10 protein-coding genes are annotated in these 10,649 nt (G+C 50.8%); all 10 read left to right on the top strand.

Annotated features, from left to right (window positions below):
• The first annotated feature begins 72 nt into the window (after nt 1-72).
• The 10 genes from WB371_RS14135 to WB371_RS14090 all read left to right on the top strand — a co-directional run bounded on the left by WB371_RS14135 (nt 73) and on the right by WB371_RS14090 (nt 10,632).
• Nucleotides 73-267: a hypothetical protein gene (locus tag WB371_RS14135; RefSeq protein WP_285149750.1), complete on the top strand. Its 195-nt coding sequence runs from the start codon at nt 73-75 to the stop codon at nt 265-267.
• 19 nt (nt 268-286) lie between these two features.
• Nucleotides 287-643: a hypothetical protein gene (locus WB371_RS14130; RefSeq protein ID WP_336220684.1), complete on the top strand. Its 357-nt coding sequence runs from the start codon at nt 287-289 to the stop codon at nt 641-643.
• Nucleotides 644-681: 38 nt separating this feature from the next.
• The gene (locus tag WB371_RS14125) at nt 682-1,260 is read left to right on the top strand and encodes a hypothetical protein (protein WP_336220683.1); all 579 of its coding nucleotides are present in this window, start codon (nt 682-684) and stop codon (nt 1,258-1,260) included.
• Nucleotides 1,261-1,394: 134 nt separating this feature from the next.
• Entirely contained in the window at nt 1,395-1,868 is a 474-nt protein-coding gene (locus WB371_RS14120) for a hypothetical protein (protein WP_285157349.1), read from the top strand.
• Nucleotides 1,869-1,885: 17 nt separating this feature from the next.
• Complete coding sequence (locus tag WB371_RS14115) at nt 1,886-2,149, top strand: PAAR domain-containing protein (RefSeq protein ID WP_285149754.1); 264 nt, start codon at nt 1,886-1,888, stop codon at nt 2,147-2,149.
• Nucleotides 2,150-2,151: 2 nt separating this feature from the next.
• Nucleotides 2,152-3,360 (top strand): hypothetical protein, encoded by a 1,209-nt coding sequence (locus WB371_RS14110; RefSeq protein WP_336220682.1) that lies wholly within the window; start codon nt 2,152-2,154, stop codon nt 3,358-3,360.
• Nucleotides 3,353-6,724 carry an ImcF-related family protein gene (locus WB371_RS14105; RefSeq protein WP_336220681.1) on the top strand — a complete coding sequence of 1,124 codons (3,372 nt, stop codon included), beginning with the start codon at nt 3,353-3,355 and terminating at the stop codon, nt 6,722-6,724. Before WB371_RS14110 ends, WB371_RS14105 begins: the two co-directional genes overlap by 8 nt.
• 2 nt (nt 6,725-6,726) lie before the next feature.
• Nucleotides 6,727-7,746 carry a hypothetical protein gene (locus WB371_RS14100; protein ID WP_336220680.1) on the top strand — a complete coding sequence of 340 codons (1,020 nt, stop codon included), beginning with the start codon at nt 6,727-6,729 and terminating at the stop codon, nt 7,744-7,746.
• Nucleotides 7,743-9,350 carry a type VI secretion system protein TssA gene (tssA, locus tag WB371_RS14095; protein ID WP_336220679.1) on the top strand — a complete coding sequence of 536 codons (1,608 nt, stop codon included), beginning with the start codon at nt 7,743-7,745 and terminating at the stop codon, nt 9,348-9,350. The genes WB371_RS14100 and tssA overlap by 4 nt, the downstream gene beginning before the upstream one ends.
• A 28-nt stretch (nt 9,351-9,378) precedes the next feature.
• A complete protein-coding gene (locus WB371_RS14090) occupies nt 9,379-10,632 on the top strand; it encodes a hypothetical protein (RefSeq protein ID WP_336220678.1) in 1,254 nt (417 codons plus the stop codon).
• Nucleotides 10,633-10,649: the final 17 nt, after the last annotated feature.

Below are 10,649 nucleotides of genomic sequence, written 5' to 3'. Positions count from 1 at the left end.
ACGGATAAATCAACAAAACAGGAATACTGGCAGCTGCGACCAGAAAATGCCTACGTGCCTAAAGGCTAGGCTGTGCCACAACTGTTATCACAGTATGATTTGGCAAAGTTGGGTTTCAGAACTGTAACCGCAGAGCCTGCCAGCTTTGATTATCTGGATGAAAAAATACAGCCTGTTGGATTCTTCCGCAACCTTATCAACTCACTTTACGAAGCAGCGATCGTTGCTCTCCAATGGAATACTGGAGAGCACTTCATAGTGTTATGAAAAGCCAAGGGTTAATAAAATGAAGGCATTGATTATATTATTACTCTCTTTTTCACCTATGATTTCACATGCTGAAGATTATTGTTCAAGTGTATCTGACAAAGCAGATACAGAAAGAGCGATTATCCCTAGCAGTGATTCTGGTTATAAAGTGTCAGGGAGGGGACGTGCTTATTTCTACTCAGCCCCGGATGAAAAGTGCGCAATCAAAAATCTATTTATAATACCAGGCGACCTTGTTAATGCATCAGCAGATTATAACAATTATACATATATAATGTATTTTACAAAAGACGGTAAAGATGTGGAAGGGTGGGTAAAGTCTAATCAACTAACACCAACAGGAACCGGCATCGGACCATCAGATAATAATTGAAGCAGGGTAGGGATTAATTTTTTACTCATAGGGGAATAATGAAAACTAAAATAAAACTCATTTTGACAGCTTTAGTTTTAATGGCTTCGGCAACATATGCTCAATGTAAAGATGTTGACAGGTCTAACCCACAGTTTTCAGACTACCTAGTTCCCGTAAGTAACGGGCCATTTGAAAGAAATATTCACTTTAATAAAGAACAGGAAAACTACTCGCAACATTGGAAAAATGCAGTTCAAGAGCAACTAAAAAAGCCTGTTAATTTTGCAGGACACTTTAGAATCTATACAGCCTTTGGCGGTCATGGTAAAGAATGCCTTCGTGATAATTGGGTATGTGGTTGGGTTATTGATAAACTATCAGGGGCAGTTGTCGCAACACTACCATCAGATACTAATGGTAGTTATAATTATGCTGATATTTCTGATAATGGCACCCCTGTTGGTCTTCCATTTGAGATTGATGCTTATAAAAATAGTTCAATGATTGCATTAACAGGTCAATCTATCTCAGTAAATAAGAGTGATAGTCCTGTATGTAAAACGGCCTTATTTAATTTCAACAATAGTGGGTATGTGAAATTGATCGAATCACTGGAAGGATGTAACAATCAATGACCTCTCATAAAGATTCATCATAACGAGAATCCTACCCCAGAAAATTCGGACGCAGCATGTATCAGCGGACGATCTGGGTTGAGTTACTAAACTCAACCCTAACCCAGTGATAAATGTTAATTTAGGCTAGCCAAATGGACTTTAGAGCGACTGAGTTAGTGCCCTACATTTTATTTGCATTCCTCACATGTAATAATTTCGCCATTGCAGATGAAGTACCAAGGATAAATACGTATTCAGAAAATAATACGTGTAGAATAAAAATCAATGACGACCTTGTTGATAGTTACAAATGTGAATTTTATCGCGCACCATCAGTATTATCGTTTTCATATTTGTACGAAGCCAGAAAACAAATAATAGTATTTATTGATAGCCCATTGGGAAATGCATGCGATGGGGGCCCATTACATGTGTTTAGCAAAACGGAAGATGAGAAATACAAACATCTGAAGACTATTGATTTCTGTGGGGGTCATTATCCATCAATAACCAGTGGCCCAGAAACATTCAGAATAAACATTCCTTCAATCTCTGTTGACGGCACGGATAAGAAAATCCCAGCTGAGACATGGGAATTAAAGAATGATGAATTAGTTAAGAGATAAGAAAGAGGAATCTAATAATGCTCCAGATTATCCGTAAAGGCGATAAAACCACTCACGGTGGTTCGGTACAGACCGCTTCCGAAACGATGAAATTCGGTGGTATCGGCGTTGCCCGCAAAGGCGACAAAGTGTCCTGCCCGGTCGAGGGGCACGGACCAACTACCATCGTAGAAGGTAATCCTGATTATCTTGACCATGGTATCCCGGTTGCCTTTCACGGTCACAAATGTGCCTGTGGTTGCACGTTGATCAGTTCATTTGCCGCTGCAAAGGTTGCCTGATTATGCCCGTCTGGCTGGATGCCATCCCTGAAAAGGCCCCTAAGATACCGCGTCCCGGCACCGGGCGTTGGCTGCTCTTTCTCGCGTTTGTCATGCTGGGGGGCATAGCGCTTACTCTGTGGTGCTGGACATCAGAGCGAACCGGATTTGTCTTCTGGTTCACCGCTCTGGGCCTTCCTTTTTGTACCTGGGGGCTTCTTTTCGGTTTACGTAGGGTTGCCTATAAAGCAGAGCAGGTTGGAGCTGAGTCGCGTAATGTCGACCGTGAAGCTCTCATCGACAGTGAAATTCTTCGCGGTCAGCGCTGCGCATGGATCCTCGGTACATACATTCAGGCCCCGGCCGGAAACAAAGCCGATGACCTGCTTGAGGCAATGAAAGCCGCAGCCCCCGCTATCGACTTCTCCCACCCGAGAGGATGTGACAAACCGGTCAGATACGCGGCATTAACAGAATACCAGTCTGATTTAACTAAGGCCCTGACGGCTGCGGTGACTAAACTGACCACGCGTGTAGAAGGGATAGTTCAGCCGCTTCCGCCGGAGCTGCCGTGCTGGCTGGTGCTGGATTGTGATAACGACCTTTACCCCTTGATTGAAGAGCAGCTTAAGGCCGATCTATCACTAAAGACCGGCAGGATTTTTCGTCTGATGTCCGGAAAAGGGCTGAGCGCATTCGATGCCTGGCTGGACAAGCGATGGGACAATCCAGGCATTCTGGTTGCCATCACGCTGTCGTTACCGGCGTCCCCCCGGGAAGATGACGCAGATGCCGTCTCGATGGTGGTATTGAGCAACCGTAAAGCCCACGCCTGGCCGGATGCACTCCGCCTTAGTCGCCCCGAAAGGGGAGCAGAAACAACGCTCACAAAGACACTCACCCGGGCGATGCTCTGGGCGAAGACCAGCCCCGATGAACTCAAAGGAAGCTGGATCTCCGGTCCTACATTGACCTCTGGAAGCGGCTGGAATAATGCCTGCGAGCAGAGCGGGGTGGCATTTAGTCTTTCTGAGGACAACTTCAGTATCGATCCAGTGCTGGGATACACAGGCCATGCGGCTCCATGGCTGGCTATCACGCTAGCCAATGCTGACGTTGAACAACGCGGGCCGCAGGTTATCGCCGCACAACCCGCCGCTGACAAGGATGACATCTGGGTTGCCGTCATCACCAAAGAAGAAGTTCGCAAGGAATCGCCTAAGAATGTCTAAGGTAAAAGTAAAAACACTCATCGGCTCCGTTGTGACTGTCGCCTTTTTCCTGACAGTCATCGTGGCATTTTTGTTTTATGCCTTTCCGGAAAATGTGGCTTCTGCCACCGGCTTCGGGCCGTATGATGGCCAACGGATACTCACATTCTGCGCCATACTGGTTGCCGCGATATTTTTACTCGGCTGGCTGACAGAGAAGGCTTTCGACCACGCGGGTAAATCCGGGTTGTATTTCCAGTGGGGGCAGAAAAAGGCTGAGAGTGCCGCTCCGTTGGTGAACCCAATTCCCAGTGAAGAAGACGATGATGAACCGGTTTTCAGCGAAGACGTCGTGTCCGAACACCTGCGCTTTCGCTATGGACGTCGCTGGAAGCGTAAAGTGCGTCTCCTTTTGGTTATGGGCAACCAGGACGACGTTCAAAAAGCTGCTCCGGGCCTGTGTCATGACCTCTGGCAGGAAGGCGACGGCAACGTACTGATTTATGGCGGTGACGCACAATCACTCCCGGATGAGATCTTCCTGTCAAAACTGAAACGCCTGCGGCCCGATCACCCGCTTGATGGCATCATTCAGGTGATGAATACTTCAACCCTCCCGACGGATAGCGAACGGGATGCCTTTTTGCGTTGCCGCCAGAAAGCAGACCATCTGCTTGGCTGGCAGGCCCCTGTCTGGCTGTGGTTGACAGACAAAGCGACAGGCGCTCAGCCGGACGCGGAAACGACGCCAGCAGGGGTTATTTTTGGTACGGAAGGCACTGTTAAAGGGGCGAGTGAAGCGTTTTCTACACTGGCACAACGCCTGCAAAAATTCGGAATGGCACAGATACTGAAGAATCCGGCACATGACGGCCTGCTTCAGTTGTCCTCGCGCCTGCGACACGAACTGAAGGCCAGCCTGACCGTTTTACTCAGCGGGCTGATGCAGGGATCTGCGGCCTGGCGTTTACGCGGGGTCATGTTCAGTCCAGAACTGGCCGGTGCCGGAACGGTGCCGAACACACGTCTCGACACCCCGACATGGAAAGCCGTCATTGATGACTGTGATGCCGTCAGCGGCAGAAAGCTGGGCTTCAACTGGCTTAAGGTTCTGCGATTACTCCTGCTTTCCCTGATCCTTTTATGGGGAGCCGGTACTCTGCTGTCGCTCGTCGTTAACCGGGCTCAGATTTATGAGGCGCAGGAGACGGCAAGACAGGCAGCGGATACTGCAAAACCCCTGGCTGAACGCCTGCACAACCAGCTCGTACTACAGCAATCTATCGCCCGTTTGCAACATCGTGAAGTAACCGGCGCTCCGTGGTACACCCGCTTTGGTCTAAATCAGGACAGCGACACGCTGGTCGCGCTCTGGCCGCTGTATGCGAAAAACAACGCACAGCTGATGAGAGATGCCACCGCAGAGAGTCTCAGGCAGCAGCTGAATGCCTTTGTGCAACTTCCTCCTGCCAGTGATGCCCGTACGCAGGGCACACAGCACACCTATGACATGCTGAAAAGTTATCTGATGCTGGCCCGTCCGGATAAAGCGGACGCAGGCTGGCTGGCAAAAAACGTACTGGTCGCCTGGCCGAAACGTCAGAATGTGCCGGATGGCACATGGCAGGACCTGGCACCGAAACTGCTGGGCTTCTACGCACAGAACCTCCCGGCTCATCCGGAATGGAAAATTAAGCCCGACGCTGAATTAATCAGCACGGTCCGTCAGATCCTGCTCAAGCAGATAGGCCAGCGTAACGCTGAATCCGGGTTATACCAGGACATGCTGAAGCGCGTTGCCAGCAACTGGCCTGATTTGACCCTTGCAGATATGACCGGCGGCACCGATGCCTCAACGGTATTCAGCACTGACGAAGTCGTCCCGGGAATGTTTACGCGTCAGGCCTGGGAAGAGCAGGTTCAGGATGCGATTAACGAGGTTGTCAAAACCCGTCGCGATGAAATTGACTGGGTCCTGACGGATAAGACGCACCAGACAGGGAGCGATATCTCCCCGGAGGCGCTGAAAGCCCGTCTGACAGAACGCTATTTTACCGATTTTGGTAATGCCTGGCTGAACATGGTCAACAGCATTCAGTGGCAGGAAGCCACGTCACTTTCTGAAGCAATCGCTCAGCTTAATCTGATCGGCGATGTCCGCCAGTCACCGCTGGTTGCTCTGATGAACACGCTGGCCTGGCAGGGAAAAACAGGGCAAAAGGGTGAGGCACTGGCTGATTCGATAGTGGACTCAGCGAAAAAGCTGATCGGTCAGAAAAAAAATGCCAAACAGTTTATCGAACAGGCGCAGGGGCCTAAAGGCCCGCTCGATGGGGTATTTGGACCGCTGATGGGTCTGATGGAAGGTAAAGAGGGAACCGGTAGCAACGGTAATCTCAGTTTCCAGTCCTGGCTTGCCCGTGTTACCCAGGTGCGACTGAAGCTTCAGCAGGTCACCAGCGCCCCGGATCCGCAGGCTATGTCGCAGATGCTTGCCCAGACCGTGTTCCAGGGGAAAGCCATCGATCTGACGGACACCCGCGATTATGGCAGTCTGGTTGCAGCAAGCCTGGGGCAGGAGTGGAACGGATTTGGCCAGTCGTTGTTTGTGCAACCACTGGATCTGGCCTGGCGGCAGGTTCTTGCCCCGGCAGCGGGAAGCCTCAATGCCCGCTGGCAGACAACCATTGTCGATCAGTGGAATAAGGCCTTTGCGGGACGGTATCCGTTTAAAGCCACCGGCAGCGATGCCTCCCTGCCGTTGCTGGCACAGTTTCTGCGTAGCGACTCGGGTCGAATCACTACCTTCCTGAAAACTAATCTTGGCGGGATCCTTCATCAGGAAGGAAATCGCTGGGTCGTTGACCCTTCTGCAAGCCAGGGAATGGTGGTGAGCCCGGATTTCCTTCAGGCGATTAACCAGCTGGCAGAACTGTCAGATATCGTGTTCTCTCAGGGCGATGCAGGGGTTCACTTCGAACTGATGGCGCGTCCCTCGCGGGATGTTGCCAGAGTGCAACTTACCCTTGATGAGCAAAACCTGGATTACTTCAACCAGATGGAAAGCTGGCAGAGCTTCACGTGGCCGGGGAATACCTGGTATCCAGGCGTGTCGCTCAGCTGGCGGAGCGTGAACAGTGGTATGCAGCTCTATGCTAACAATCAGGGCAACTGGGGTTTCATTCGCCTGCTGGACAAGGCTCTCATCACCCCGCTTGATGCCAGCCGAACGCAACTGGTGTGGATCACCGCCGACGGCAACCCTCTGAAGTTTGTGATGCGCAGTGAGCTCGGCAACGGCCCACTTGCCTTGCTGAAGCTACAGGGATTCACGCTGCCCAACGCTATCTTTAATGTCGCCGCTGGCGCAGAAGAGCTCCAGTAACGATGGGCGGGAAACTTCATCCGGCACTCGCTTTCGCAAAACAGGTGGAAGGCTGGTCCCCGGGTATTTTCAGCAAGGTTGATAAATGGCGGGAGCCTGAATCACCGGCCCCCTGGCAGTTTATGACCTTTCGGCAGTGTCGGGCCTGGATCAGTGACTGGCTGAAGCATAATCCGGCACCAAAGGAAGGGTTTCTTAGCCCCGTGCTCATGAAGCGTTTCCCGCCACATATCGTTTATATGGCGCTTGCGGCCTGGCGTACCGGTAAAACACTCCTTCACTGCGATGAATCCCTCTTTCGGATCCTGGGTGAAACCCGTCAGACAGATGCTCTGTCAGGTGAAATGCTTCGCCGCCTGCCGTTCTGGGGATTCTGGCTCGATTTTCCGGCTGACACAGTCTTTGCCGAAGGTCAGGGTGCCCTGATGGGCGCTTTCTTCACCCTTGCCGATCATGATAACCAGACTGATGCGCTGCTCGCCCTGACGCTGGCTCAGGATCCGCTTTCCCGGGAGCACATTCCATTAGGGATGGAGTACCTCGCCCTAACCAACCCTGTTTCCACGGCCATCAGCCAGCAGGATAAGGGGATCCATGGATTCTGGAACGCGGTACTGCCGGTGCTGTTCTGGCTCTGCTCTGAGAACAGTGAATGGGGCAGGCAGGGGAAACCCGTCCGGCCAGCCCCCAGACGCGTCGGAAAGCATCAGCGCTTCATACCTCCGGATAAACCCGTGCAAATTTTTGCGGGTGTCCGGGCCGGTTCGGCGCTCAGGCAGGCACCGCGAGTATCGGAAGCCAGTACCTCAGTGGAAAGATCCTCCGCGCCCCATCGGCGCCTTCGTCCCCATATCCGAAAAGCCCACTGGCAAAGCTACTGGAAGGGCAAACCCACTCAGGGTGAAGAGAAAAGTATGTTGCTGAAGTGGAAGCCACCGCAAATCGTCAATGGCAAGGACGACGATTCTCTGGAAGCGGTCGTGAGATTTATGAAAGAGACTAACAAACGGGAAAAAGAATGAGTTCACCGGAAGATCTGTTAACCGCCTGCGCCACCAGCGAAGAAGAAAGGCAGCGTCTCCTCTCCCGGGCAAATGACGCCCTGTCGCTCTGGGATAACTGGCTGCACCCGTTCACCTCCGGCCCTGAAACCGGCGACGATCCCGCATACGATGATAATTTTCAGCTGATGCGTGAAGAGATTAATAAGCTTTCGGGTACCGATTCAGCACGGTTGTGCGAACTGGCCCAGAAGTGTCTTTGCGAAAGCGCCAAAGATATTCGTGTTGTCACCTGGTACGTTCAGGCCCGTCTCAGCCGCGACGGCGAAAAAGGTTTGTCTGAGGGCCTACTGCTTCTTGTTGCGATGTTGACCCGCTTCGGGCAGGCCTGTCATCCACAACGCCCGGTTGCCCGTAAAGCAGCCCTGGAATGGCTGAACAGTACAAAAATTATCGACACACTCTCTTTATGGCCGGAAGTCGACAGTAATGATGCCTGTCTGACGGTCGGCGCCATAAACCTGCTTGAGTCTGCCGTTGTCAACTGGCCGGAAGCTGATAAGCCTTCTTTTGCTGGCCTGTGTACTGCACTGGAAAACCGCCTGGCTCGCTCAGGCGGTATGGAGGCGCTGGTCCCCCAGTACAGCAGCGCCCAGGAGCATGGACGTGAACCGGCCCACTCAGATTCACCGCAGCTGTCAGCCGTGAAATCTGGTCGCGATTTGCTCGACCAGGCAAAGTTACTTTCCCGCTGGCTGAGTGAACAGCCGCAGGGCTGGCTTGCCTCTCACCGGCTGATTAAGACTGTGCGATGGGACACGGTTGATCAAATCCCTCCGCTGGACAGTAGCGGGCGCACCCGTCTGGTACCGCCGAAGGCCGAGTCTCGGGCTCAACTCAAGCGGCTCTACCTTCAGAAAAACTGGACTGAACTGGTTGAGCAGGCCAGCCAGATGTTTTGCGAGGGAGTAAATCATTTCTGGCTCGATCTCCAGTGGTATCTCTGGCAGGGGCTCAGTCATGCCGGTCACCCGTGGGATGCCTGGACAGACTCCGTTCTTCTCGATCTGCGGCTGCTCCTTCAGCGCCTTCCGGGCCTTGAAGGGCTGGCATGGAATGACGGAACGCCCTTCGCTGATGAAGTCACCACCGCCTGGATCGCTGAAAAAGTGAATGAGGAAGGCCTGCTGTACGGTGATGAACCCGCTACCGTTGTTAACAGCCAATCAGACGATGTGCTGCTTCTTGAATCTGAAGCTATGGAAAAAGGTGACGCAGAAGGACCCGAGGCGGCGCTTGCCTGGCTCCAGTCCCGACCGGGGATGGACACTCCACGCCATCGCTGGCTGATACGCCTGCTGATGGCCCGGGTGGCAGAGCAGTACGGACGAAACGATATGGCGCTTCACCTGCTTGGCGAACTGACCACCAGCGCACCACAGCTGACGCTGGAAGACTGGGAACCCGCTCTGTTGTTTGAAGTCCAGGCTCGCCGCCTGAAACTGCTGCGCCTGAAAGCCGGTCGCAGCGAATCCGATAAAGCCCGTCTGATGCCTGAGATGGATACGCTACTGGCGGGTCTGATCGCCATCGATCCGGCCCGTGCCATGGTGCTTTGCCAGTAATATGAAATGGAAACAAACAAGGAATATTATGCATTATCGCTTTATTGCTCTGGCTTTATGCCTTCTGTCTGGCAGCAAGGTTGCTTTTTCGGCGGGGTTTGATTGTTCCCTTGCAAAATTATCACCAACAGAAAAAACGATATGTAGCAATGAGTATTTATCAGGACTTGACAGTGCTCTTAACAATTTTTTCAAAAAGACTTATGACAGTTCTTTAAGCCATGGACGTTTGGCTGAACGTCAAAATGAATGGCTAAAAGAAAGGAACAGTTGTCAGGGTGATGTAACCTGCATTACTGACAGCTATCTAATTCGTAATAAAAACCTCGCAGCCAGCAACAACCTCAAGAATATAAATGATATTTTCAACCGCGAAGGCGACAAAATTGATGAGGAACTGGACGCTCCAATTAAGACCAAGTCCGGATTTACAATCACCGACTCACCATGGCTTGTGAAAAAAATATTTTCATCTGATAGCTTTGAAGGCGGAATTAATCTGGAAGGCATGTATGTATCGTCAGTGCTAACATACCAAGAAATTAAAAATGATTTGTTCATTTATATTTCTGTTAGCGGACGGTATCAAGATAAAGATATTACGCTTCTCGTAGAACTTGCAGAAGATACTCCCCCCCGTATCATTCAACAATATGATGGGAAAGTAGATATACTATCCCGCACCAGAGATGCTCAAGGAAACGCTTTAGCTTACTTTGCTGTTGGGAATGATTCACATAAAGAATATCATTATTTGTTTATATCTCCAGATGGTGGGAAAAGCATTTCAGACATTTCCTCTGAGCAAGCAGATGCAGTGACACAAAAAACAAAGTCATGGACTGGTTATTGTGGTACATCAGAGTGTAATGCCTCATTGATCTCGCCTGATAGCAAATGGCGACTTGCTTCAAGTGATGGTAATGTTAAAGACCCAGATGAAGGTATGTACGTATTTCCAGTCAACCGGCCGGACCAGGGTTTAAATGTTTTTGCGGATATGGCTGACAATTCGATCACTGACGATGCTTTTGGATATACCCGGCAGTATGTATGGGGAGATGATAGTAATACATTTTACTTTGACAATAGCGGTGCTTTAGGTTGCATCTGGAAAACAGACATAGACAAAAGAACAACAAAACGGATCATCCCCGTAGAAGGTATCCTGGACCCATTTTATATAAAATATGATGGAGAAGACCTGATTCTTTCCGTTTATTCATATTCTTATCAAGATGATTCCAAATCAGAAATATACATAGCAATAGAACCTAATTAAATAAAAACCAATAAATC

It is taken from the genome of Citrobacter amalonaticus, from assembly GCF_037053465.1.
Lineage (GTDB): Bacteria > Pseudomonadota > Gammaproteobacteria > Enterobacterales > Enterobacteriaceae > Citrobacter_A > Citrobacter_A amalonaticus_H.
This window is presented reverse-complemented; position numbering and strand designations above follow the sequence as displayed.

Excerpts from the sequence above, each read along its gene's own strand:
- WB371_RS14130 (WP_336220684.1), top strand. The coding sequence starts at position 287 with ATGAAGGCATTGATTATATTATTACTCTCTTTTTCACCTATGATTTCA.
- WB371_RS14125 (WP_336220683.1), top strand. The coding sequence starts at position 682 with ATGAAAACTAAAATAAAACTCATTTTGACAGCTTTAGTTTTAATGGCT.
- WB371_RS14120 (WP_285157349.1), top strand. The coding sequence starts at position 1,395 with ATGGACTTTAGAGCGACTGAGTTAGTGCCCTACATTTTATTTGCATTC.
- WB371_RS14115 (WP_285149754.1), top strand. The coding sequence starts at position 1,886 with ATGCTCCAGATTATCCGTAAAGGCGATAAAACCACTCACGGTGGTTCG.
- WB371_RS14110 (WP_336220682.1), top strand. The coding sequence starts at position 2,152 with ATGCCCGTCTGGCTGGATGCCATCCCTGAAAAGGCCCCTAAGATACCG.
- WB371_RS14105 (WP_336220681.1), top strand. The coding sequence starts at position 3,353 with ATGTCTAAGGTAAAAGTAAAAACACTCATCGGCTCCGTTGTGACTGTC.
- WB371_RS14100 (WP_336220680.1), top strand. The coding sequence starts at position 6,727 with ATGGGCGGGAAACTTCATCCGGCACTCGCTTTCGCAAAACAGGTGGAA.
- tssA (WP_336220679.1), top strand. The coding sequence starts at position 7,743 with ATGAGTTCACCGGAAGATCTGTTAACCGCCTGCGCCACCAGCGAAGAA.
- WB371_RS14090 (WP_336220678.1), top strand. The coding sequence starts at position 9,379 with ATGCATTATCGCTTTATTGCTCTGGCTTTATGCCTTCTGTCTGGCAGC.